This window comes from Arminella tubonensis (assembly GCF_003240585.1).
GTDB classification, from domain to species: Bacteria; Pseudomonadota; Alphaproteobacteria; order Rhizobiales; family Rhizobiaceae; genus Rhizobium; species Rhizobium tubonense.
The window spans coordinates 212,933-236,493 of record NZ_PCDP01000059.1 but is presented as its reverse complement, the minus strand read 5'-3'; the positions used below and the strand labels follow the sequence as shown (position 1 = coordinate 236,493).

The 23,561-nt window shown below is 61.2% G+C and carries 22 protein-coding genes and 1 pseudogene; 12 read left to right on the top strand and 11 right to left on the bottom strand.

Going from position 1 to position 23,561, the window contains the following annotated elements; all coding sequences use genetic code 11:
• Nucleotides 1–7 precede the first annotated feature (7 nt).
• The 6 genes from tesB to CPY51_RS25585 all read left to right on the top strand — a co-directional run bounded on the left by tesB (nucleotide 8) and on the right by CPY51_RS25585 (nucleotide 7,548).
• The gene (gene tesB / locus CPY51_RS25610; protein WP_111163029.1) at nucleotides 8–892 is read left to right on the top strand and encodes an acyl-CoA thioesterase II; all 885 of its coding nucleotides are present in this window, start codon (nucleotides 8–10) and stop codon (nucleotides 890–892) included.
• 225 nt (nucleotides 893–1,117) lie between these two features.
• Nucleotides 1,118–1,456 carry a P-II family nitrogen regulator gene (locus CPY51_RS25605; RefSeq protein WP_111163028.1) on the top strand — a complete coding sequence of 113 codons (339 nt, stop codon included), beginning with the start codon at nucleotides 1,118–1,120 and terminating at the stop codon, nucleotides 1,454–1,456.
• A 28-nt stretch (nucleotides 1,457–1,484) separates the two neighbouring features.
• Entirely contained in the window at nucleotides 1,485–2,855 is a 1,371-nt protein-coding gene (locus tag CPY51_RS25600; protein ID WP_111163027.1) for an ammonium transporter, read from the top strand.
• 278 nt (nucleotides 2,856–3,133) lie between these two features.
• A complete protein-coding gene (locus CPY51_RS25595) occupies nucleotides 3,134–5,800 on the top strand; it encodes an FtsK/SpoIIIE family DNA translocase (RefSeq protein WP_111163026.1) in 2,667 nt (888 codons plus the stop codon).
• Between the two features lie 131 nt (nucleotides 5,801–5,931).
• Nucleotides 5,932–6,606 carry an outer-membrane lipoprotein carrier protein LolA gene (locus tag CPY51_RS25590; RefSeq protein WP_111163025.1) on the top strand — a complete coding sequence of 225 codons (675 nt, stop codon included), beginning with the start codon at nucleotides 5,932–5,934 and terminating at the stop codon, nucleotides 6,604–6,606.
• Nucleotides 6,607–6,744: 138 nt separating this feature from the next.
• Nucleotides 6,745–7,548, top strand: a complete 804-nt coding sequence (locus CPY51_RS25585) for an exodeoxyribonuclease III (RefSeq protein ID WP_111163024.1) — start codon at nucleotides 6,745–6,747, stop codon at nucleotides 7,546–7,548.
• Between the two features lie 6 nt (nucleotides 7,549–7,554).
• Here CPY51_RS25585 and CPY51_RS25580 read toward each other — a convergent pair whose 3' ends face one another.
• Nucleotides 7,555–8,010 carry a cyclic nucleotide-binding domain-containing protein gene (locus CPY51_RS25580; RefSeq protein ID WP_111163023.1) on the bottom strand — a complete coding sequence of 152 codons (456 nt, stop codon included), beginning with the start codon at nucleotides 8,008–8,010 and terminating at the stop codon, nucleotides 7,555–7,557.
• A 15-nt stretch (nucleotides 8,011–8,025) separates the two neighbouring features.
• Nucleotides 8,026–8,709, bottom strand: a complete 684-nt coding sequence (locus CPY51_RS25575; RefSeq protein ID WP_111163022.1) for a response regulator transcription factor — start codon at nucleotides 8,707–8,709, stop codon at nucleotides 8,026–8,028.
• Nucleotides 8,710–8,858: 149 nt separating this feature from the next.
• On the opposite strand from CPY51_RS25575, the gene CPY51_RS25570 reads away from it, so the two are divergent.
• The 3 genes and pseudogenes from CPY51_RS25570 (at nucleotide 8,859) to CPY51_RS25560 (ending at nucleotide 10,994) form a co-directional block, all read left to right on the top strand.
• Nucleotides 8,859–9,407, top strand: a complete 549-nt coding sequence (locus CPY51_RS25570; RefSeq protein WP_111163021.1) for a L,D-transpeptidase family protein — start codon at nucleotides 8,859–8,861, stop codon at nucleotides 9,405–9,407.
• Between the two features lie 125 nt (nucleotides 9,408–9,532).
• Nucleotides 9,533–10,363, top strand: a pseudogene (locus CPY51_RS25565) (aldo/keto reductase).
• Nucleotides 10,364–10,454: 91 nt separating this feature from the next.
• A complete protein-coding gene (locus tag CPY51_RS25560) occupies nucleotides 10,455–10,994 on the top strand; it encodes a DedA family protein (RefSeq protein ID WP_420820737.1) in 540 nt (179 codons plus the stop codon).
• Between the two features lie 175 nt (nucleotides 10,995–11,169).
• Here CPY51_RS25560 and leuC read toward each other — a convergent pair whose 3' ends face one another.
• The 9 genes from leuC to ffh all read right to left on the bottom strand — a co-directional run bounded on the left by leuC (nucleotide 11,170) and on the right by ffh (nucleotide 19,216).
• Nucleotides 11,170–12,579: a 3-isopropylmalate dehydratase large subunit gene (leuC, locus tag CPY51_RS25550; protein WP_111163018.1), complete on the bottom strand. Its 1,410-nt coding sequence runs from the start codon at nucleotides 12,577–12,579 to the stop codon at nucleotides 11,170–11,172.
• Between the two features lie 256 nt (nucleotides 12,580–12,835).
• The gene (locus tag CPY51_RS25545; protein ID WP_111163017.1) at nucleotides 12,836–13,657 is read right to left on the bottom strand and encodes an amino acid ABC transporter permease; all 822 of its coding nucleotides are present in this window, start codon (nucleotides 13,655–13,657) and stop codon (nucleotides 12,836–12,838) included.
• A 34-nt stretch (nucleotides 13,658–13,691) separates the two neighbouring features.
• A complete protein-coding gene (locus CPY51_RS25540; protein ID WP_111163016.1) occupies nucleotides 13,692–14,489 on the bottom strand; it encodes a transporter substrate-binding domain-containing protein in 798 nt (265 codons plus the stop codon).
• Nucleotides 14,490–14,687: 198 nt separating this feature from the next.
• Nucleotides 14,688–15,254 (bottom strand): 50S ribosomal protein L19, encoded by a 567-nt coding sequence (rplS, locus tag CPY51_RS25535; protein WP_111163015.1) that lies wholly within the window; start codon nucleotides 15,252–15,254, stop codon nucleotides 14,688–14,690.
• Between the two features lie 173 nt (nucleotides 15,255–15,427).
• On the bottom strand, nucleotides 15,428–16,138 hold the full coding sequence (gene trmD, locus CPY51_RS25530) for a tRNA (guanosine(37)-N1)-methyltransferase TrmD (RefSeq protein ID WP_111163014.1): 711 nt from the start codon (nucleotides 16,136–16,138) through the stop codon (nucleotides 15,428–15,430).
• A 7-nt stretch (nucleotides 16,139–16,145) separates the two neighbouring features.
• The gene (gene rimM / locus CPY51_RS25525) at nucleotides 16,146–16,730 is read right to left on the bottom strand and encodes a ribosome maturation factor RimM (protein ID WP_111163013.1); all 585 of its coding nucleotides are present in this window, start codon (nucleotides 16,728–16,730) and stop codon (nucleotides 16,146–16,148) included.
• Between the two features lie 135 nt (nucleotides 16,731–16,865).
• Nucleotides 16,866–17,252 (bottom strand): 30S ribosomal protein S16, encoded by a 387-nt coding sequence (gene rpsP, locus CPY51_RS25520; RefSeq protein WP_111163012.1) that lies wholly within the window; start codon nucleotides 17,250–17,252, stop codon nucleotides 16,866–16,868.
• Nucleotides 17,253–17,315: 63 nt separating this feature from the next.
• Nucleotides 17,316–17,618 (bottom strand): chorismate mutase, encoded by a 303-nt coding sequence (locus CPY51_RS25515; RefSeq protein WP_111163011.1) that lies wholly within the window; start codon nucleotides 17,616–17,618, stop codon nucleotides 17,316–17,318.
• A 17-nt stretch (nucleotides 17,619–17,635) separates the two neighbouring features.
• Nucleotides 17,636–19,216, bottom strand: a complete 1,581-nt coding sequence (ffh, locus tag CPY51_RS25510) for a signal recognition particle protein (protein WP_111163230.1) — start codon at nucleotides 19,214–19,216, stop codon at nucleotides 17,636–17,638.
• Between the two features lie 324 nt (nucleotides 19,217–19,540).
• On the opposite strand from ffh, the gene CPY51_RS25505 reads away from it, so the two are divergent.
• The 3 genes from CPY51_RS25505 to mtaB all read left to right on the top strand — a co-directional run bounded on the left by CPY51_RS25505 (nucleotide 19,541) and on the right by mtaB (nucleotide 23,560).
• Nucleotides 19,541–20,560: an MBL fold metallo-hydrolase gene (locus CPY51_RS25505; protein ID WP_111163010.1), complete on the top strand. Its 1,020-nt coding sequence runs from the start codon at nucleotides 19,541–19,543 to the stop codon at nucleotides 20,558–20,560.
• A gap of 823 nt (nucleotides 20,561–21,383) precedes the next feature.
• Nucleotides 21,384–22,289, top strand: a complete 906-nt coding sequence (gene dapF, locus CPY51_RS25500; protein WP_111163009.1) for a diaminopimelate epimerase — start codon at nucleotides 21,384–21,386, stop codon at nucleotides 22,287–22,289.
• Complete coding sequence (gene mtaB / locus CPY51_RS25495) at nucleotides 22,286–23,560, top strand: tRNA (N(6)-L-threonylcarbamoyladenosine(37)-C(2))-methylthiotransferase MtaB (RefSeq protein WP_111163008.1); 1,275 nt, start codon at nucleotides 22,286–22,288, stop codon at nucleotides 23,558–23,560. Before dapF ends, mtaB begins: the two co-directional genes overlap by 4 nt.
• Nucleotide 23,561: the final 1 nt, after the last annotated feature.

Below are 23,561 nucleotides of genomic sequence, written 5' to 3'. Positions count from 1 at the left end.
ATGCCAAATGACGCGCGAGACAGACAAGCCGACCGCCATGGAGCAACTGATCGCGACGCTCGATCTCGAGCAGCTCGAGGTCAATCTCTTTCGCGGCAATAGTCCCGAGGCCGGCTGGCAGCGGGTGTTTGGCGGCCAGGTCATCGGCCAGGCCTTGATGGCGGCGCAGCGAACCGTTGAAAGCGACCGCTTCGTGCATTCTCTGCATGCCTATTTCATGCGTCCCGGCGATCCCTCCGTGCCGATCGTCTATCAGGTGGAACGCCTGCGCGATGGCTCGAGCTTCAACACGCGGCGGGTTCTCGCAATCCAGCATGGCCAGGGGATCTTCGCGATGTCGGCCTCTTTCCAGATCGACGAACCCGGCTTTGATCATCAGATCGGGATGCCCAATGTGCCGGTGCCCGAGGCGCTGCTCGGCGAAAAGGAAATCAAGGAGAAATATCTTGTGCATGCGCCGGAGCCGATCCGCAAATATTGGGAGCGGGAACGGGCGATAGAGATCAGGCCGGTTTCGCTGACGCATTATTTCTCGAATACGAAGCTCGACCCGCGCCAGAATGTCTGGGTGCGAGCCAACGGACCGGTGCCGGACGATCGCGTCTGTCAGGCGGCGGTACTCGCCTATCTTTCCGACATGACGCTTCTCGATGCAGCCCTCTATGCGCACGGGACATCGGTGTTCGATCAAAGCCTCCAGATCGCCAGCCTCGACCACGCGATGTGGTTTCATCGACCCTGCAAGCTCGACGACTGGCTTCTCTATGCGCAGGATAGTCCGAGTGCTTTTGGAGCCCGCGGCATAGCCCGCGGTAGCCTTTTTACGCGATCCGGTGTCCTGATTGCGTCCGTCGCCCAGGAAGGGCTGATTCGGAAAAAGGCAAATGATTAACTAGTGTGCATTTTTTTTAATTTGCCTATTGTTTATGCGATTACTCGCCTGCCATTTGCATCTTTATTAGGACCGACAATTATAATCTTTACTTTTCAATAACTTATCAACCAGTTCGAATCTGGCACGCCCTTTGAATGTGTATGTCCGGTCGCTGCTTGATTTGATGTCAGCGGGCAAGGAGAGTCGGCTCCGTGCCGAGGGTAAACAAAGGATGGGAACCAGATGAAAATTGTGATGGCCATAATCAAGCCGTTCAAGCTCGATGAGGTCCGCGAGGCCCTCACGGCGGTCGGCATTCAGGGCCTGACCGTGACAGAAGTGAAGGGTTACGGTCGCCAGAAGGGACATACCGAAATTTACCGCGGTACTGAATACGCGGTGAGCTTTCTTCCAAAGCTGAAGATCGAAGTCGCAGTAGCAACCGAAATCGTCGACAAGGCAGTCGAAGCCATTGCCGCTGCCGCCAAGACCGGCCAGATCGGCGACGGCAAGATCTTCGTCTATTCGATTGACCATGCCGTGCGCATCCGCACTGGCGAAACCGATTCAGAAGCGCTGTAAGTCACGGCCGATCAGGGAGTTTTTTGCAATGTCGTTTCCTAAGTTTTCTTCCACGCTTGCCAGGGTGGGCGCTGCATCCGCAGCCCTGCTAGCCCCGGCAATCGCATTTGCGCAGACGGCTGCGCCGGCTGCTACTGACGCCGCTGCCGCTGCTGCTCCTGTCGTCGACAAGGGCGATACCGCCTTCATGTTCATCTCGACGATCCTCGTGCTGTTCATGCTGGTTCCAGGCCTCGCCCTGTTCTACGGCGGCCTGGTTCGCGCGAAGAACATGCTTTCCGTTCTCATGCAGTGCACGATGATCGGTGCGGTCGTCATGCTGATCTGGGTGATCTACGGCTATTCGTTTGCCTTCGGCGGCGGCACCAGCCCATATTGGGGCGGCACTGCCAAGATGTTCCTGATGGGGGTCAACACGACGACCACGGCTGCGACCTTCTCCAAGGGCGTCGTCATTCCTGAGTTCATCTTCATGCTCTTCCAGATGACCTTCGCCGCCATCACGCCGGCACTGATCATCGGCGCCTATGCCGAGCGCATCAAGTTCTCCGCATCGGTACTCTTCTGCGCATTGTGGGCAACCTTCGTCTACTTCCCGATCGCCCACATGGTCTGGGATTCGAACGGCTTCCTCTTCAAAATGGGCGCCCTCGATTTCGCAGGCGGCACCGTCGTTCACATCAATGCTGGCATCGCCGGTATCTGCGGCGCTCTCCTGATCGGCAAGCGCACCGGCTACGGCAAGGACATGATGGCTCCGCATTCCATGACGCTAACCATGGTCGGCGCCTCCATGCTCTGGGTCGGCTGGTTCGGCTTCAACGCCGGCTCGAACCTCGAAGCTTCGGGCGGCGCGATGCTTGCCACCGTCAACACCTTCATCGCGACGGCAGCCGCCATCGTCTCCTGGTCGGTTGTTGAAACCTTCACCCGCGGCAAGGCCTCCATGCTCGGCGGCGCTTCCGGCATGGTTGCCGGCCTCGTTGCCATCACGCCTGCCGCCGGTATCGCCGGTCCTATGGGCGCAATCGCCATGGGCCTCATCGTCTCGCCGCTTTGCTACTTCTTCGTGTCGGTCGTAAAGAACAAGTTCGGCTATGACGACACGGCTGACGTCTTCGGCGTTCACTGCGTCGGCGGGATCTTCGGTGCGCTTGCAACCGGCATCTTCGCCAGCGCATCGCTCGGCGGCGTCGGCTATGCAGAGGGCGTTACCATGAGCAGCCAGTTCATGGTTCAGCTGACGGCTGTCGTCACCACCATCGTATGGTGCGGCGTCGGCTCGCTCATCCTCTACAAGGTCGTCGACGTCGTCGTCGGCCTGCGCGTCACCGTCGAAGCCGAACGCGAAGGTCTCGACCTCGCTTCTCACGGCGAAGCAGCCTACCACGCGTCTTGATTTCAAGAGCTTGCGGTGGCGGAGCAATGTCTTCGCCACCGCTAAACGTCCCGTCGCGGCCTATCGAAATATAAGCCGCTTTTGGCCCGAACCTCTGGTTCGGGCTTTTTTTGTTGCCGGCCTAGTTCTTGCGCTCAACATAAACCAATAGAAGGTGCCGTCCCGGCCTGATGGTTAATAGGGCATTAACCCTGGTCTGATTAGGTGGAGCGGATTCATCGGGCGGGCGGCATGTGGTCGATTCGTCCCGGTATTTGCCAACTGACGGGCTGGGCACTATGGGCAGAAGCAATTCGGCGGCACTGGACGGTCGTCCCGTCCGCTTTACGCTCTCGACATTCGTATTGAGGCAGATCACCGGTCTTGCCGGATTTGCCTTGTTCCTCGTACTGGCGCTGGCAGTCGCAGCGCTGGCGACGTGGAACGTGCTGGACCCGAGCTATTCCTACGCAACCGGCAACTCGCCGACAAATATCCTCGGCTATACCGGTGCCGCCTTTGCCGACATCGTCATGCAGGCGCTCGGCCTTTCCAGCGTGCTCGCCATGCTTCCGGTTGTCGCATGGGGCCTTGCGCTTGTCTCCGGCCGTAGAATTGATCGTCTTCCCGCCCGTCTCGGTGCATGGGTGGCAGGCGCGATCGCGGCTGCCGCAGTCGTCGGCTGCTTTCCGGCGCCGCTGACCTGGCCGATCCCGAACGGCATCGGCGGCGTGATCGGCGATATGATCCTGCGCTTTCCGGCTCTGTTCGTTGGAGCCTATCCAAGCGGTCTTTTCGCGATCGTGCTCGGCTGCATCTTCGCTGTCCCGACCGCGTGGCTCATGCTGTTTGCGTCCGGCATTATCGGCCGCACCATCCTCGACGAAGATGAGGACGTCTTCGACGATGCTCCGAGCCGCGCCCGCACTGTCGGCGACAGCGACGACGAGGATGACGGCGACGGTGGCTTCCTTGCCTTCGGAGCGATCATCCACGTCTGGTATAATGCGCAGGCCCGCATGCGCCGCCTGTTCGGCATGGGCCCGCGCAAACGGCGCGATCATGCCTTCGATGCCCCTTACGATTTCAACGACGACGAGTTCGGCACGCTCAACGAGCCCGTTCGCGCCAAGACACCCGTCACGCGCGGCGAGCGGCTGGAACCGTCGCTGGAGGGGCCTGCTTCACGCCGTATCGTTTCGGCGCCTCCCATCAGCGTCGGCAATGACGATGAGGATGAGGACGACAACGATCTGCCCTTCGATATGGGAATGAGGCGCCCCAGGGATATCCTGCCGGATGAGGACGACTGGGCCATCAGCCCCGCCTCGGCCAAGCCTTCCGGTGCACATGCCGGGCATCGGGTCATTCCTCCTGCAGCGCGGCCGAAACCAGGTATTCGCGCCGAACGCGAGGCGCAGACATCCTTCATCCGCCCGCAAGGCTTCCAGCTTCCAGCGGTGCATCTCCTTGCAGAGCCACGCGCGATCGTTCGCGATTCGACGCTTTCCGCTGATGCGCTGGAACAGAACGCCCGCATGCTTGAAGGCGTGCTGGAGGACTTCGGCGTCAAGGGCGAGATCATCCACGTCCGCCCGGGTCCCGTGGTGACGCTCTACGAACTCGAGCCTGCGCCTGGTATCAAGTCGTCGCGGGTCATCGGGCTTGCCGATGATATCGCTCGCTCGATGAGCGCGATTGCCGCCCGCGTCGCGGTGGTACCGGGCCGCAACGCCATCGGTATCGAACTGCCGAACAATATTCGTGAAACGGTATATCTGCGCGAGCTGGTGGCCAGCCGCGACTTCGAGGGCTCCAAGGCAAAGCTCGCGATGGCGCTCGGCAAGACGATCGGCGGCGAACCCGTCATCGCCGATCTCGCGAAGATGCCGCATCTGCTGGTGGCCGGGACGACCGGTTCCGGTAAGTCGGTTGCCATCAACACCATGATCCTGTCGCTGCTCTACCGGCTGACACCCGAGCAGTGCCGCCTGATCATGATTGACCCGAAGATGCTCGAACTGTCCGTCTATGACGGTATTCCGCACCTGCTGTCGCCCGTTGTCACCGATCCGAAGAAGGCCGTTGTGGCGCTGAAGTGGACCGTCCGGGAGATGGAAGAGCGCTACAAGAAAATGTCGAAGATCGGCGTGCGCAATATCGACGGCTTCAATACCCGCGTCGAGCAGGCAGCCGTCAAGGGCGAGGCGATCTCGCGCACCGTCCAGACCGGCTTCGACCGCGCGACCGGCGAGGCGATGTACGAGACCGAGGAATTCGACCTGAAGCCGATGCCGTATATCGTCGTCATCATCGACGAAATGGCCGACCTGATGATGGTCGCCGGCAAGGATATCGAGGGCGCGGTGCAGCGCCTGGCGCAGATGGCGCGTGCGGCCGGCATCCATGTCATCATGGCGACGCAGCGCCCGTCGGTCGACGTCATCACCGGCACGATCAAGGCCAACTTCCCGACCCGCATCTCCTTCCAGGTGACGTCGAAGATCGACAGCCGCACCATCCTCGGCGAGCAGGGCGGAGAACAGCTGCTCGGCATGGGCGACATGCTCTATATGGCCGGCGGCGGGCGCATCCAGCGCGTCCACGGGCCCTTCGTGTCCGATGGCGAGGTGGAGGACGTCGTCGCCTATCTGAAGACCCAGGGTTCGCCGCAATATCTCGATGCGATCACCGCTGCCGACGACGATGACGATGAAGACGGTGGCGGGCCTGCGGGCACGTCCAATCTCTCCGAATCCGATGATCCCTACGATCAGGCGGTGGCGATCGTGCTGCGTGACGGCAAGGCGTCGACCTCCTATGTCCAGCGGCGGCTCGGCATCGGCTACAACAGGGCGGCATCGCTGATCGAGCGCATGGAGCAGGAGGGCATCATCGGCCCGGCAAACCACGCCGGCAAGCGTGAGATCCTCGTGCCGACGGAATCGGATATTCTCGACCGGTAGCAGTCTTAATCCGGCGTTGCCTGCCGGACAGCCCCTCGGCAATGCCGAGGCGCGCCCTATATATCCTCGTGACGACACGCCATGAAGACGCCGGTTTTCAGCGCCATGAAGATCGGACAAAGGAGAATTGAATGAAAAAGACTGACGTCCGCCCCGCCGCACAACTCTCGAGCCGCTGGACGATGACGCGGCGCGATTTCCTCGGCGTTTGCGCGATCGGAGCCGCCGCGACCGCGTTGCCGTTCGAAGCCTTCGCGCAGGCCTCGGCCAATACTTCGGGCCTGGCGCAGCAGATCGCCGACCATTTCTCGGCAACGAAGACGATGCAGGGCGAATTCGTGCAGTTCGGGCCGCGCGGCGACCAGACCAGCGGCAGGTTCTTCATCGAGCGTCCCGGCAAGCTGCGCTTCAACTATGACGACCCATCGCCGATGCGGGTTATCGCCGACGGCAACAACGTCGTTGTCGGAAACGTGCAGCTGAAGACCTGGGACATCTACCCGCTGTCGAAGACGCCTTTGACGCTGTTGCTCGCCAGCAAGATCGATCTGTCCGCAGACATGGTTCGGAGCGTCAAGACCGAACCTGATCTTACGACGATCGTGCTCGGCAGCCGCACCATCTTCGGCGATTCGACCATCACGATGATGTTCGATACCAAGACCTACGATCTCAGGCAGTGGACCGTGACAGACAACCAGGGCAAGGACACGTCCGTCATCATCAACAACGTGAAGTCCAACACCAGCTTCGACGAGAGCGTCTTCCGCATCCCCTACGGCGACCTCAACGCCCGCAAGCGTTGATTTCAATGGTGATCTGATTTGCCTGCAGGCGGTATCGTGGCGACACGATGCCGCCTCTTCATTTTTCGCATCGCGCTGGTTCCCTTTCGCATCCCATCGGTCTAAATCCATGGCCGACACTGGCTGAAGGGGCGCCGCATGGGATTTTCGATCACGACCTGGAATATCAATTCGGTGCGGTTGCGCATGCCGATCATCGAACAGTTCGTGATGCAGCATCGGCCTGACATCATCTGCCTGCAGGAAACCAAGGTTCGCAACGACCTCTTCCCGCTGTCGCCGCTTCGAGCGATGGGCTACGACCACGTCATCATCCACGGGCAGAAGGGCTATCACGGCGTTGCAATCGCCTCGCGCATCCCGCTCGTCGAGGATCATCGCCAGGACTACTGCGGCGTGGGTGACGCGCGTCATATCTCGGCAATCTTCGAACGCGGCGGCCGGCGCATTCGATTGCATAATTTCTATGTTCCGGCCGGCGGCGACGAGCCTGATCGGGCGATCAATCCGAAATTCGGTCACAAGCTCGATTTCATCGAGGAGATGAAGCGGTTGCATGCCAATGGCGAGCCCAACACCTCGGCCATCCTTGTCGGCGACCTCAATATCGCGCCGCTCGAGCATGACGTCTGGTCGCACAAGCAGCTTCTGAAGATCGTCAGCCATACGCCCGTCGAAACCGACGGGCTGACAGAGGTCATGAAGCGGGGCGCCTGGCTCGATCTGATGCGCCAGCACGTGCCTGCCAGCGAAAAGCTCTATACCTGGTGGAGCTACCGCGCCAAGGACTGGGAAGCGGCCGATCGTGGCCGTCGCCTCGATCACATCTGGTCGTCATCCGACCTCGGCCCGCTGCTTCAGCGCATCGAGATTACCAAGGCGGCGCGCGGCTGGGAGCGTCCGTCGGACCACGTGCCGGTGACGGCGCATTTCAATCTCTGAAGATCGTCAGGAAAACCGGTAAAGCATGGCTGCGGCCTGCTTTGCCATGGTATTGAAATTGTCGCGCACCCGGCTTTCGATCAGCCGCGCAGCCTCGGGATATTCCTCGATCAACCTGTGGAACAGCGAGCGGGTGATGCGGATGACGTCGGAATCCTCGAGCGCCACCGCCGTATACTTCCGCTCCACCAGCGTCACGAGTGCGAGCTCGGAGAGCAGGGTCCCGGGCTGGACGACCGCCTCGACGCGCGAGCTTCCCTTCTGGTCGAGCGTGGTCAGCTCGAAACTCCCGCCGGTGACGACATAGGCGCATTCGGCAGGTGATTTTTCGCGGAAGAGCGTCTGGCCGGCGGCGATGTGGCGCCGGTCGGCGCCGAACGCGATCAGGCGCAGCTGCTCGTCTCCCATGCCCTGAAACAGGGGCAGGTGCGAGAGCAGGCGGATGTCATCGGTCAGCGCCATGGTGACGTCCCTGCCTTACGGTATGATCTTGTAGCCGCCGTTTTCCGTCACCAGGATCTCGGCATTCGACGGATCGCGCTCGATCTTCTGGCGCAGGCGGTAAACATGCGTTTCGAGGGTGTGGGTGGTGACGCCGGAATTATAGCCCCAGACCTCTTCCAGCAGGATGTCGCGCGTGACGACCTTCTGGTCGGCGCGGTAGAGATAGCGAATGATCGCCGCTTCCTTCTCGGTCAGGCGGATCTTCTGGCCGTCGTCCGTCGTCAGCAGCTTCTGGCTCGGCTTGAAGAGATAGGGGCCGACGGTGAAGGTGGCGTCCTCGCTCTGCTCGTGCTGGCGCAGCTGCGCGCGGATACGGGCGAGAAGCACGGCAAAGCGGAACGGCTTGGTGACGTAGTCGTTGGCGCCGGCTTCCAGCCCAAGGATGGTATCGGAATCGGTGTCATGACCGGTCAGCATGATAATCGGCGATTTGAAGCCACCCTTGCGCAGCAGCTTCACGGCCTCGCGTCCATCCATGTCGGGCAGCCCGACATCCATGATCAGCAGGTCGACGGGAGTTGCGCGCGCTGCCGCCACGCCCTTGGCGGCGTTGGCTTCCTGCAAGACCGAGAACTCTTCATAAAGCGACAATTGCTCGACCAGCATCTCGCGGAGGTCGTTGTCATCGTCCACCAATAGAATGGTGCGTGCGGTCATACGGATCTCGTCCTCATGGTTCGATCTAGTAAAGTCCTACGCCAAATTGCGTTTTTGGCAAGCGAGACGACGGCGACGGCTTGGTCGTCCCCTTGAAACTGCTATGATTTCAAATGAAATCACGCGCAAAGCAAAAACATGTGAGAAAGATGGAAAAAGCAAGGCACGGTCGTCGTCCAACGTCATCGACGATCGTCGTACGGCCGGCTCCGGGACGAAGCAGCCGTGCGCTGGTGCAGTTTGGCGGGCTGACGGTGCCGGCGGCAATTGGTCGATCGGGGCGGCGCGCCCTTAAGCTAGAAGGGGACGGCGCCACGCCGATCGCCGCGATGAAGCTGCTTTACGGGTTCACGCGCGGCGATCATGTTCGGTCCCTTGCGACGCCGCTTTCCATGCGGCGGATACGGAAGGACATGCTGTGGTGCGACCAGCCTGAAAATCCCAACTACAACAGGCTGGTGAAAGCGCCGTTCAAGCCGAGCCACGAAGAGATGATGCGTGGCGACGGGCTCTACGACGTGTGTCTCGTGCTCGACTGGAACGTCACGTCGCGACGCCGCAATCGTGGATCGGCGATCTTCTTTCACCTGATCAAGCCCGGCTATGAGCCGACAGCCGGATGCATCGCCGTCAGTCTGGCCGATATGCGGCGTCTGGTTCGGCACATGCGCAAGGGAATGACCGTCCGGGTGCTGTAGCGACGGCCCTGCTGCATCGCTCGCACTTATATAACAGCGCCCGGGACCTATATAGAATTGCTCGGCCATTCGCGCCGTTTGCGATTTCCCTGATCAAGGATGCGTCAGTCATTCGGAGAGATATTGTGACCGATCAACTTTCAATTACCTTCAACGACGGAAATTCCATCCAGCAGGTGGGCCTCGGCGTCTGGCGGACGCCGGAGAATATCGCGGCTCCCACCGTGCGTGCGGCAATTGCCGCAGGCTATCGCCATGTCGATACAGCAGCGATCTACAGCAACGAGGACGGTGTCGGCGAGGGCATTCGCAGCTCCGGCGTTACACGAAGCGAGATTTTCCTGACGACCAAGCTCTGGAACGATGCGCAGGGCTTCGACACGACGCTGAGAGCGATAGATGCCAGCCTCAAGCGGCTTGGCACAGACTACGTCGATCTTTACCTCATCCACTGGCCGGCGCCGAAGCGCGACCGCTATCTCGACAGCTGGAAGGCTTTCGTGCGGCTGAAGGAAGAGGGCAAGGCGAAATCGATCGGCGTTTCCAATTTCGGGCCCGAGCAGCTGAGGCGCATTGTCGGCGAAACCGGTGTTACGCCTGTGCTCAACCAGGTCGAACTGCATCCTGATTTCCAGCAGCGCGCCTTGCGGGAGGTTCACGAGGAGCTCGGGATCAAGACCGAATCGTGGAGCCCGCTCGGACAGGGTCAGCTTCTGACCAACCCCGTCATCGGATCGGTCGCGGCAAAACACGGTCGCACGCCGGCGCAGGTCGTCATTCGCTGGCACATCGACAACGGCCTGATCGTCATTCCGAAGTAGGTGACGCCAAGCCGGATCGAGGAGAACTTCAAGGTGTTCGACTTCAAACTGGATGCCGACGACCTGGCCCAAATAGACAGGCTCGATACACCGAAGGGCCGGATCGGTCCCGATCCGATGACGGCGGCGTTCTAAGGAAGCGCCCGATCCACTCTCTGCTGGCATGCGGGCGGAGAGTGGGGTATCGGCATCCCAGATCCTTCAGCTCAATCATGAAAGCCATCACTTGAGTTTCCTGCATGACGCCTGGTCGGCCATCGGCACCTACCTCCATCAATACGGATTGCTGACCCTCTTCATCATCATCTATTTCGAATCGCTCGGTGTGCCACTGCCGGGCGAAAGCGCCCTGGTCAGCGCGTCGCTGCTCGCATCGCGGCAGGATCTCGCCATTGTCGACGTCTGCCTTGCCGTGTGGGTGGCTGCGGTCCTCGGCGACTTCACCGGCTACCTGATCGGTCGCTTCGGCGGTCGTCCGATCCTCGAGCGGTATGGTTGGCTGGTGAAGCTGACGCCCGACCGTTTGCACAAGCTGGAGGAGGTTTTTCGCGCGAAGGGCGCCATTATCGTCGTCACCGCCCGCTTCTTCGTCATCCTGCGGCAGTTGAACGGCCTGGTCGCCGGCTCGATGGACATGCCGTGGCTTCGCTTCGTGATCGCCAACATGGTCGGCGCCGCCTTGTGGGTTGGCGTCTGGGGACTAGGCCCCTATTTCTTCGGCGATTTTGTCGGCCACTGGTTCGGCGAGCTCCGGCAGATGCTTTGATGACGCCCCGACGAGCGTGCCTTGAAAATGCTGACAAAGCCCCCGCTTCTCTCGTCATGCTCGGGCCTGTCCCGAGCATCTGCGATCTCATTGAGCTGGGCAGATCCTCGGCACAAGGCCGAGGATGACGTCGAGTAGCGAGTGGGCCTTGTCGAGCCGGTGCAGGGACGCTGCATCACTTCCAGTCGCGGATGTCCACGAAGTGGCCGGCGATTGCGGCGGCGGCTGCCATGGCGGGCGATACCAGATGCGTGCGGCCCTTATGGCCCTGGCGGCCCTCGAAGTTGCGGTTCGAGGTCGAGGCGCAGCGTTCGTAGGGCTTCAGGCGGTCGTCGTTCATGGCAAGGCACATGGAACAGCCGGGCTCGCGCCAGTCAAAACCCGCAGCCTTGAAGATCTTGTCGAGGCCTTCGGCTTCCGCCTGCTCCTTGACGAGGCCGGAGCCGGGTACGATCATCGCATCGACCGTGGAGGCGACGGTCTTGCCTTCGACGACCTTGGCGACTTCGCGCAGGTCCTCGATGCGGCCGTTGGTGCATGAGCCGATGAAGACGCGGTCGAGCGTGATGTCGGTCATCTTGGTGCCCGGCTTCAGGCCCATGTAGTCTAGCGCACGCCACTTCGATGTCCGCTTGTTCTCGTCCTGGATCTCGTCCGGGTTCGGAACGATACCCTGCACGGAGATCACGTCTTCCGGCGAGGAGCCCCAGGAGACGATGGGCGGCAAGGCGGCGGCATCGAGGACGACGACGCGGTCATAATGGGCGCCTTCGTCGGTCTGCAGCGTCTTCCAGTATTCGATCGCCTGCGCCAGCTGCTCGCCCTTCGGCGCGCGAGGCTTGCCCTTGATATATTCGAAGGTCTTCTCATCCGGCGCGATCAGGCCGGCGCGGGCGCCGCCCTCGATCGTCATGTTGCAGATGGTCATGCGGCCTTCCATCGACAGCGCGCGGATTGCCTCGCCGGCAAATTCGATGACGTGGCCGGTGCCGCCGGCTGTGCCGATCTCGCCGATGATGGCAAGGATGATGTCCTTGGCGGTCACGTGAGGCGGCAGCTGGCCGTCGACGCGGACCAGCATGTTCTTTGCCTTTTGCTGGATCAGCGTCTGGGTGGCGAGAACGTGCTCGACCTCCGACGTGCCGATGCCGTGGGCGAGCGCCCCGAAGGCGCCGTGGGTCGATGTGTGGCTATCGCCGCAGACGATGGTCATGCCGGGCAGCGTGAAGCCCTGCTCGGGGCCGACGATATGGACGATGCCCTGGCGCTTGTCGCTGGCCGAATAATATTCGACGCCGAATTCGGCGGCATTGGTTGCCAATGCTTCGACCTGGATGCGGCTTTCCTCGTTCTTGATGCCGAGATGACGATCAGGCGAGGTCGGCACATTGTGGTCGACGACGGCCAGCGTCTTCTGCGGCGCGCGAACATGACGACCGGTCATGCGCAGGCCTTCGAATGCCTGCGGCGACGTCACTTCGTGAACGAGGTGGCGGTCGATGTAGAGAAGACAGGTACCATCGTCCTGCGTGTTGACGACGTGGTCATCCCAGATTTTATCGTAAAGGGTGCGGGGTGCGCTCATGGCTACAAATCCGTATTGGTGTCATGGAAAAGGAATTGGCGGAAGCGGTCCGCCGCCTAGGCGAGGTCAGCTAAGTCGGCTGTTTAGCGCGCCCGAAATCATCGCAAAGAAACGGGCCGGCAGGCGCTTATGGTCCTGCAGCACGAAAACCGGGACGTAATGTCCGCTTTTCCCCATGATCCTTGTCATAAGCGACGCTCTTATCAATTTTTCACGCCGTCGGCAATGACGACATTCAGCCGCAGACGCCGGAGATCTACCGTCCGGGCGTTCTGCGCATCCGCTTTTCCACCTGCCGCAGCACAAGCGACAGACCGATCGTCAGGATCAGGTAGATATAGGTGACGATGGAGTAGGTTTCAAAGAAGCGGAACGAGCCTGATGCGTAGACCTTTCCCATCTGCGTGATATCGGCGACGCCTAGTACCGAGACCAGCGACGAATCCTTGACCATCGAGACGAAATCGTTGGAGAGCGGCGGGAAGATGACGCGGATCGCCTGCGGGAAGACGACGAGGCGAAAGCGCTGATAGCGCGAGAGGCCGAGCGCCTTTGCGGCTTCGATCTGGCCGTGATCGACGGCCTGAATGCCGGCGCGGAAGATCTCGGCGATGAAGGAAGCGTAGCCGATGGTCAAAGCGATGATGGCGCGCCACATGAGAGAGACTTCGCGTACCATCAGCGGTTCTGTCCAGCCGGCGGCGACAAGCGGAGCGGTGATGAAATTATATGCCGTGACGACTGCGGGTGCTCCGACGAAGGCGACGTAGAACAAGAGAACGAGGATCGGAATGCCTCGGATCACCTCGATATAGAAGCGCGAGATCTGGCGCAGCACGATGCTGTCCGAGAGACCGAGCAGCGCGATGCCGAGGCCGAACAGGGTGGCGAGCACGAAGGCCACGAGCGTGACGAATATGGTGATCGCGGCGCCGTTTGCTACGGTCTGGAAGACCTGGGCGTAAAGGTCGTTGGTGACGATGACGGCGGCGATGCCGATCGCCAGGATAGCGAGAGCGACCAGCCACCAGGGATAGTCGCCCTCGACGTTTCCGGCCGGAGGGGGCTGCGGGTCCATCAGGCGAAGCTTCGGATCTGCACTCGGCGCGAACTCATTGGCCCATCTTGTAGTCTACGAACCACTTCTTGTTGAGTGCGTCGAGCGTGCCGTCGGCCTTCAGCGCCGCGATTGCCGCATTGACGGGGGCGACGAGATCCGAGCCCTTGGTGAAGATGAAGCCGAAGTCCTCGACGCCGAGCGGGCCGCCGATGAGCTTCAAGGCGCCGCCCGATGCGTCGACATAGCCCTTGCCGGCGGTGCCGTCGGTCAGCACCGTGTCGACGTCGCCGGTCTTTAGCGCCTGGACCGTCGCGCCGAATGTCTCGAACAGCTTTATGCGCGGGTTCTGCTCGTTGCCGTCGAGCACTTCGTAGACGGCGGTGTAGAACGGCGTGGTGCCTGCCTGCGCCCCGACCAGTCCATCCTTGAAGGCGCCGAAGGTTTTCGCATCCGTGAAGCGCTTCTCGTCGCCGCGGACCAGCATGAACTGTTGCGAGCGCATGTAGGGGTCGGAGAAATCGACCTTCTGCTTGCGATCTTCCTTGATGGTGATGCCGGTCATGCCGATGTTGTATTGCCCATCTGATACCGCCTGGATCATCGCATCCCAGCTGGTGTTCTGGTACTCGACCTTGAAATTCAGCCGCTTGGCGATCTCGTTCATCGCGTCATATTCCCAGCCGATCGCCTTGCCCGTTTTCGGATCGACGAACTGCAGCGGCGGATAGGCATTCTCGGTGACGACCACGACCTTCTTACCCGCCAGATCAGGCAGGCCGGCTGCGAAGCTTGCAAAGGGCATCAGGGCAAGGGCGGTCAGGCCCAGAAGGAACGAACGACGTAGCGACATGAAAATCTCCCCATATTAGCGCGTGAGGAAACTGTCATAGTTGCCAAGGGGATGACAAGCCGGTTGACATCGCGTCGTGCATAAATTGAGGAACGGCAATCCAAAGCTTGTGCGAGATCGGGAATGCCTTTCCCAGAAATCCCGACAATAAAAAAGGCGACCCGGGGGCCGCCTTTTCGAAATTCGATTAGCGAAAGATTATTCTGCTGCAGGCTCTGCGGCTGCGGCGGCTGCTTCTTCAGCGGCCTTGGCTGCGGCTGCTTCCTTGGCAGCTGCTGCTTCAGCGGCTTCTGCTGCTGCCTTTTCGGCTGCCAGTGCCTGTGCTGCTGCAACCTTCTCGGCTTCGAGGCGTGCCTTTTCCTCGGCAAATGCCTGGCGCTCGGCGTCATTGAGCTTGCGAGCGCGGGTGCCCGTGTCTTCAACGATACGAGCAGACTTGCCGCGACGGTCGCGCAGGTAATAGAGCTTGGCGCGACGGACCTTACCGCGGCGAACGACGTCGACGCTTTCGATCATCGGCGAATAGATCGGGAATACGCGCTCGACGCCTTCACCGTAGGAAATCTTGCGAACCGTGAAGTTCTCATGGATGCCGCCGCCGGAGCGGGCGATGCAGACGCCTTCGTAGGCCTGTACGCGGGTACGCGTGCCTTCCGTGACCTTCACGTTGACACGAAGCGTGTCGCCCGGGGAGAATTCAGGAAGCTTGCGCTGGGCTTCGATCTTGGCGGCCTGTTCGGCCTCAAGCTGCTGGATGATGTTCATTGGTCTAAACCTCTAGTTTTTCTGTAACAGCCAGAGCGCTCAGCCAATGATCCTTTGGACAATGCCTCGGGATTTTGTCCTTCCGGACGGGAGCGAATTCGCCATTCTTTGTTTGCTGGTCGACGGGTATAACCCATGTCCGCGTGGGCAGTTACACCAAACGCAGGGGTTTGTCATCCCTTGGTGGACATTTTTTCCTTCTCAAGCTGTTCCAAAAGGTCCGGACGCCTCTCTTTGGTCAGCCGTAGCGCTTCCTGTTTTTGCCACTTGGCAATGGCGCCGTGATTGCCGGAGGTCAGGACCGACGGAATCTCGCTTCCTTCCCATTCCTGCGGACGGGTGTAGTGCGGATGTTCGAGCAGACCGTTTTCGAAGCTCTCGTGCAGCCCCGAGAGATCGTTGCCCATCACGCCTGGCAGGATCCGGACGATCGCGTCGAGCAGCGTCAGCGCCGCCGGTTCTCCGCCTGATAGAATATAGTCTCCGATCGAGACTTCCTCGAGATTGCGGCCATCGATGACGCGCTGGTCGACGCCTTCAAAGCGACCGCAGACGATGACGACGCCTTCGCCTGTCGCCAGTTCGCGAACGCGTGCCTGCGTCAATGGCCGACCGCGCGGGCTCATCAGTAGCCGGGGACGGCGGTCGTTTTCGCAGGCATGGTCGATGGCGCGGGCCAATACGTCAGGCTTCAGCACCATTCCGGCGCCGCCGCCGGCCGGGGTGTCGTCGACCGTGCGATGCCGATCAGTGGCGAAATCGCGGATTTGCAGTGTGTCGAGCGACCATTGTCCGCGTTCCATCGCCTTGCCCGCGAGAGATGCTCCGAGGTGGCCCGGAAACATTTCGGGATAAAGCGTCAGAACCGTTGCCCGGAAGCTCATGGCCGGATCAATCTTTTGGCTTGCCCGGGGACTTGCCCGGAGATTTCGGCGGCCTGCCGATCTGGTCCTTCGGATCGTCGATCAGGCCGGCAGCGCGGGGATCGATCAGGATCCTGCCGTTCTCGAGATCGATTTCGAGGACGGCGGCTTCGGAGAAGGGAATGAGCACGGGGCGTTTTCCGGGGCCTTTCAGCTCCAGCAGATCGCCGGCGCCGAAATCGTAGACGCCGCTGACGATGCCGTAGCCCGTCCCTTTATCATCGACGGCTTCGAGGCCTTCGAGGTCCGCATAGAAGAATTCGTCTTCATCCAGCTCGTCGTCGGAGAGGTTGTCGCGATCGATATAGAGCTCGAGGCCGTTCAACGCTTCCGCCGCCTCGCGGTCATTGATGCCACGAAAGCGGACGATGACGACGTTCTTCGTCTGGCGGATTTCAAGCACTTCGAAGGTGCGGCCGTCGAGGGTCTGGAGGTTGCCGTAGTCGCCAAGGGCGCTGGGATCGGAGGTGTAGGCGCGGGCGCGCACTTCGCCGCGCAGCCCTTGAGCTCCGCCGATCGTTGCCATCAATACCGGGTTTTCAAGCTTTGTCATGGCCTAGCCACTGCTTTGGTTGAGGATCGAGATTATCCCTCTCATAGAGGAACATCAGTTTATGGCAAACAAAAAGGCGGGCGGCATGTCGCCATGCCACCCGCTTTGTCGTTCTGTGGGCCAAAGCGGCCAGGATTATTCTGCGGATGCCGGTTCGGCAGCCTTTGCAGCTGCGGCAGCGGCGTCTTCAACCTTCTGGGCGCGCTCGGCGATGCGTTCCTGGGCCTTCTTGCCTGGCTTTGCCTTTTCAGGATTGGAGCGGACTTCGCGTGTTGCAACGCCGGCTTCGGCGAGGAAGCGGAGAACGCGGTCGGTCGGCTGTGCGCCGTGGTCCATCCAATGCTTGATGCGCTCGGCGTTCAGCTCGACGCGCTTTGCGTCTTCCTTGGCCAGCATCGGGTTCCACGAGCCGAGCTTCTCGAGGAAGCGGCCGTCGCGGGGCGAGCGGGCGTCGGCAACGACGACGTGGTAGTAAGGGCGCTTCTTGGAACCACCGCGGGCGAGACGAATTTTCAATGGCATTTTCTGTACTCCTTCAGACTTTTCGTTGGACCGCTCTCTCTGAGCGGCGTTATCAGTTTCGGATCAAGCCTTGAAATCGGCTGCGATCTGTTCGTGGTGGCGGATGACTTCCTTGATGACGAAGTTCAGGAACTTCTCGGCGAAATCCGGATCCAGATTGGCTTCCTTTGCCAGATGGCGCAGGCGTTCGATCTGGTATTCTTCGCGCGCCGGGTCGGCCGGCGGCAGGTCGTATTTGGCTTTCAGCACGCCGACCTCTTTCGTACAGCGAAAGCGTTCGGCGAGCATGTGCACGAGGGCAGCATCGATGTTGTCGATCGACTGGCGGTAGCCTGCGAGCTGGGTCTTCACGTCTGGATCAATCATGGGTCAGGCGATCCTCTTCACTTCTTCTTCGGCAATCCCGGAAGCCCCGGGAACCCGCCGCCGAGACCTGGAAGCTTGACGTTGCCAAGGCCGTGCAGGCCGCCACCAAGGTTCGGCATGCTGCCGGGTTTGCCGAGACCGGCAGCCTCTGCCTGCTTCTGCAGGGCTTCCAACTGGCGAGGATCCAGGCTCGAAAGGTCAGGCATGCCGCCCATTCCGCCGCCCATTCCGCCCATGCCGCCGAGACCCATCTTGCCGGCAAGGCCGCCCATCATCTGCTTCATCATGCCGCCTTTGCCCTTGCCGCCCATCGCCTTCATCATGTCCGCCATCTGGCGGTGCATCTTCAAAAGCTTGTTGATGGCGGCGGCATCGGTGCCGGAACCGGCGGCAATGCGCTTCTTGCGGGAGTGCTTCAGCATATCGGGGTTGGCACGCTCGGCCTTGGTCATCGACTGGATGATGGCGATCTGCCGGCCGAACAGCTTGTCGTCGAGGCCGGCGGCGGCCATCTTGTCCTTCATGCCGCCCATTCCAGGCATCATCCCCATGATGCCGCCCATGCCGCCCATGCTCTGCATCTGGCGCAGCTGGTCGGCGAGATCGTTCAGGTCGAACTTGCCCTTGGCCATCTTGGCGGCCATGGCGGCCGCCTTTTCGGCGTCGATGTTTTCCGCAGCGCGCTCGACCAGCGAAATGATGTCGCCCATGCCGAGGATACGGTCGGCGATGCGGCGCGGGTGGAACTCCTCGAGCTCGCCCATCTTTTCGCCGACGCCGATGAGCTTGATCGGCTTGCCGGTGACGGCGCGCATCGAAAGGGCGGCACCACCGCGGCCATCGCCGTCCATGCGGGTCAAAACGAGGCCGGTGATGCCGACGCGCTCGTCGAAGCTGCGGGCGAGATTGACGGCGTCCTGGCCGGTCAGGCTGTCGGCAACCAGCAGAATTTCATGCGGGTTGGATTTCTTCTTGATCTCCGCCATCTCGACCATCAGCGGCTCGTCGATATGCGTACGGCCGGCGGTGTCGAGGATGACGACGTCGTGGCCGCCGAGCTTGGCTGCCTGCACGGCGCGCGAGGCGATATCGGTCGGAGACTGGCCGGCGATCACAGGCAGGACGTCGATATTCGCCTGTACACCGAGTTGTCTCAGCTGCTCCTGCGCTGCCGGGCGGCGCGTGTCGAGCGAGGCCATCAGGACCTTCTTGCGGTCGCGAGTCGTCAGGCGATGGGCAATCTTGGCGGAAGTGGTGGTCTTGCCGGACCCCTGCAGGCCGACCATCATGATGACGACTGGTGCAACCGCATGCAGGTCGACGCCGACGCTTTCCGAGCCGAGCATCTCGATCAGCTCGTCATGGACGATCTTGACGACCATCTGGCCGGGCTTGATCGACTTCAGGACTTCGGCGCCGACGGCCTTCGCGCGGACGCGGTCCGTAAACGAGCGCACGACATCCAGGGCGACGTCGGCTTCGAGCAGCGCGCGGCGAACCTCGCGCAGCGCTGCGGACACATCGGCCTCCGACAAGGCGCCACGGCCGGTCAGTCCATTGAGAATGGAACTCAGACGGTCCTGGAGGTTTTCAAACATCAGCTCTTCCTTCGTCGTTTCTGGGCGCGTCTTGCGATAGCTCGAAACGTTGGTCTTTTCCTTGACGAAAACAAGACGCAAAGCCAAAAAGCACCCGAGGGCGCAGCGCGCTGTCGGGTGTGGACCTCCGGGATCGTTTTATACCTTTTCAGGGTCCCGGTCGGTGGCTAGGAGGCTTGAGCTCGTCGCAGATGAGGCGCGATTAACAGGAAAGAGCTTCGAAAGTCAAGGCGAGGGGGCCAAAATGGAGAAACAGCCCGCTTGACGCTTTAAAAATAGAAGGCGCTGCGCCACATGTTCCCGGAACAATACCAACGAGGCAACATGGCAGATGCTCCCGCGCCCGCACGGAAACGCAACCCCTACTATCAAGGCCCGGTCTCCGATCATTTCGATGGCTCATATTTCTTCAATCCCGATGGCGTAGAGCCGGGCGGGTTGCGTGCGCTTTTGAAATGGCAATTCGCCAGCGATCGGGCGAAGTGGCCAAAGGCTGTTGCCAGCCCCTTTCCGCCGGCAAAGCCCGAGGTTCGCGTTGATGGCGAGGGCCTGCGCGTTACCATGGTGGGTCATGCGTCCATGCTGATCCAGGTGGCGGGGCTGAATATATTGACGGACCCGGTCTGGTCCGAGCGCGTCAGTCCCTTCACCTTCATCGGGCCGAAACGCGTCGTCGCGCCGGGTATCGTGTTCGAAGACCTGCCGCCGATCGACCTCGTGCTCGTGACCCATAATCACTACGATCATCTCGACGTCGCGACGCTGAAACGGCTGCAGCAGGCCCATCGCCCGCGCTTCATGACGCCACTCGGCAACGACAAGATCATTCGCCGCGCCGTGCCGGATGCGGATGTCGTGGCCATGGACTGGGGCGACCGCATCGTGATCAACGAGGATGTCACCATCGACGCCGAACCCTGCCACCATTGGTCGGCTCGCGGCATGGGCGACCGGCGGATGGCGCTGTGGGCCGCTTTCGTGATTTCTACGCCGGCGGGGAAGATCTACCATGTCGGCGATACCGGCTTTCACGACGGCATCAATTATCGGTCGGCGCGCCACAAGCACGGCGACTTCCGCCTGGCAATCCTGCCCTTCGGCGCTTACGAGCCCCGATGGTTCATGAAGGGGCAGCACCAGAATCCTGATGAAGCGGTAAAGGGCATGCAGCTATGCAAGGCTGCCCATGTGGTCGGCCATCATTTCGGGACGTTTCAGCTGACGGACGAAGCGATCGACGATCCGCTTCGCCAGCTGACGGAAGCGCTGAGGGAGCATGGGATCGCGCCCGAGCGGTTTCGGCCGTTGCGGGCGGGCGAAGTGTTTGATGTGCCTGCGGATTGAGCGCTGAGCGGAAGGCGGCTTTGCGGAACTAAAGGAAGGAATTTGGGGGTGAATGCATGTCGAGACCCCACATCCGCCCTCGTCCTTCGAGGGTCGTTACGCTGAGGGCCAGCGCTGTCCGTGCCGCAGTCTCCCTCTTCTCCCCTCGGGGAGAAGTGCCGAGCAAAGCGAGGCGATGAGGGGGCGGCACGGCGGGGAGACGCGGTGGATTCCGCGTTTGTGGATTTGTAGGGCGTCCGGCGGACGGAAGCCCCTCATCCGCCCTTTGGGCACCTTCTCCCCGAGGGGAGAAGGGGAAACGGCACCCCGCGAATAAAAAAACTCGCTCGCATTTTCCCCGTCTGGAAATCGTCCTCCATAATAGTGTTGCTTCCGTCGCCGGAGTGTTTCGCGAGACGTTCGTGGGCAGGCGGGGGCCGGCGCCCTGTCGAAAACCGTAACGTGCGGCGGACGGCAGGGAGGTATTCGCCATGGTGGCGTTCCGAAGGGGACGACATCTATCAAGTCTTCCCCGGGTTCCAAGCCCGGTTTGGGTCAACCATGCAAGCCGAACTTCATCGTTCGGTGCAGCGAGACGAGGCAGATATCTCGAAGGGCCGGAAGCCCCTGAGAACGCCGAAGGCCACGCAAATGCGGTGCCATATATTATTTTACTCCAGAGGTTCCGCATTTGCGTGGGCTCTCCAAAAAATGCTCTTTTAATTCAGGAGCCGGAATCCGTCTTCTTTCGAAAGGCCACGCGCGCATATTCGTCGCTCGACGCGCCCACTGGTAATTCCGGCACTTTTCCGCCATATACGCCTTTGAACAACGGAATACGGTGATGAGCAACACGGTCGAATTTGCGCGGATGAACGGGCTTGGCAACAAGATCCTGGTCATAGACATGCGCGGCCGCAAGGACAGGGTGACGCCTGATGCGGCGATTGCGCTCAATGCCGATCCGGCAACGCAGTTCGACCAGATCATGGCAATCCACGATCCGAAGGTCGAAGGCACCGATGCCTTTATCGATATCCTGAACTCCGACGGTTCCAAGGCGCAAGCCTGCGGCAACGGTACGCGCTGCGTCGTCCAGGCTCTTGCTGCCGAGAGCGGGCGCAAGGTTTTCACATTCCAGACCGTCGCGGGCATCCTCAATGCCGTCGAACACGAGGATGGAACGATTTCGGTCGACATGGGCAAGCCGGTGTTCGATTGGGACAAGATCCCGCTTGCCGAAGAATTCCACGATACCAGCCGTATCGAGCTGCAGATCGGCCCGATCGACGATCCGATCCTGCATTCGCCAGCCGTCGTCTCGATGGGTAATCCGCATGCGGTGTTCTGGGTCGACAAGGACGTCATGTCCTATGACCTCGGTCGCTTCGGCCCGCTGCTTGAGAACCATCCGATGTTTCCGGAGCGCGCCAATATTTCGCTCGTGCAGGTGGTTTCGCCTTCTTCGTTGCGTATTCGCACCTGGGAACGGGGAGCAGGGCTGACGCTTGCCTGCGGGTCGGCATCTTGCGCCGCTGCCGTCAGCGCGGCGCGAACAGGACGGACCGGCCGCGACGTTACCATCGAGGTCGCGACTGCCAAGCCGCCGGGCAAGCTGCAGGTCGAATGGCGCGAACGCGACGACCATGTCGTCATGACCGGACCTGCCGAATGGGAATGGTCCGGCACCGTCGACCCGGCCACGGGGGCGTTTTCGCGCGATGCTGAGCCGGAGGCTCAGGCGCGGTGAGCGGCGTCGAGGTCATTACCTTCGGCTGCCGGCTAAACACCTACGAATCCGAAGTCATGAGAGCCGAGGCGGAAAAGGCCGGGCTCAACAATGCCATCCTCGTCAATACCTGCGCCGTTACCGGCGAAGCTGTTCGGCAGGCGCGTCAGGCGATCCGTCGCGCGCGCCGGGAAAACCCGCATGCCCGCATCATCGTCACCGGCTGCGCCGCGCAGACGGAGAAGCAGACATTCGCTGACATGGCCGAGGTTGATATGGTCCTTGGCAACGAGGAGAAGCTCCGCGCCGCATCCTATCGCGCGCTTCCGGATTTTGGCGTTTCGGCCGAGGAGAAGCTGCGCGTCAACGACATCATGAGCGTCCGTCATACCGCACCGCAGATGGTCAAGCATATCGACGGGCACGTGCGGGCCTTCATTCAGGTCCAGAACGGCTGCGACCATCGCTGCACCTTCTGCATTATCCCCTACGGCCGGGGCAATTCGCGCTCGGTGCCGATGGGTGCGGTGGTCGAGCAGGCGCGCAAGCTGGTCGCCGGCGGCTATGTGGAGATCGTGCTGACTGGCGTCGATGCCACGAGCTATGGCGCCGATCTGCCGGGCGAGCCTACGCTCGGGCTGTTGGCGAAGACGCTGCTGAAACAAATCCCCGATATCAGCCGGCTGCGCCTGTCCTCGATCGACAGCATCGAGGCGGATCGGCACCTGCTCGACCTGATTGCCGACGAGCCGCGCTTCATGCCGCATCTGCATCTGTCGCTGCAACACGGTGATGACATGATATTGAAGCGGATGAAGCGGCGGCATTCGCGCGGCGACGCCCTGCGGTTTTGCGAGGATATCAGGCGGTTGCGGCCGGAAATCAGCCTTGGCGCCGATATGATCGCCGGCTTTCCGACCGAGACTGAAGAGATGTTTGCGAATGCGGTGAGCATGGCCGAGGAGTGTGGGATCGCGCATCTGCATGTGTTCCCGTACAGCCCGAGGCCCGGGACGCCGGCGGCACGGATGCCTCAGCTGGACCGGACGCTGGTGAAAGAGCGGGCGGCAAGGCTGAGGTCCACTGGACAACGGCTGCACCAGGCCCATCTCGACGGCATGGTCGGCACGACGCAATGGCTGCTTGTCGAAAATAACGGCTTGGCGCATACGGAAAACTTCACGCTTGTCGCGGCGCCCGGCTTGGCCCCGCGCGACCTTGTGCCGGTGACCATCACCAGCCACAATGGCAAGCATCTCGACATGCAACTTATTGCCGCCAACGCGGCCTGAC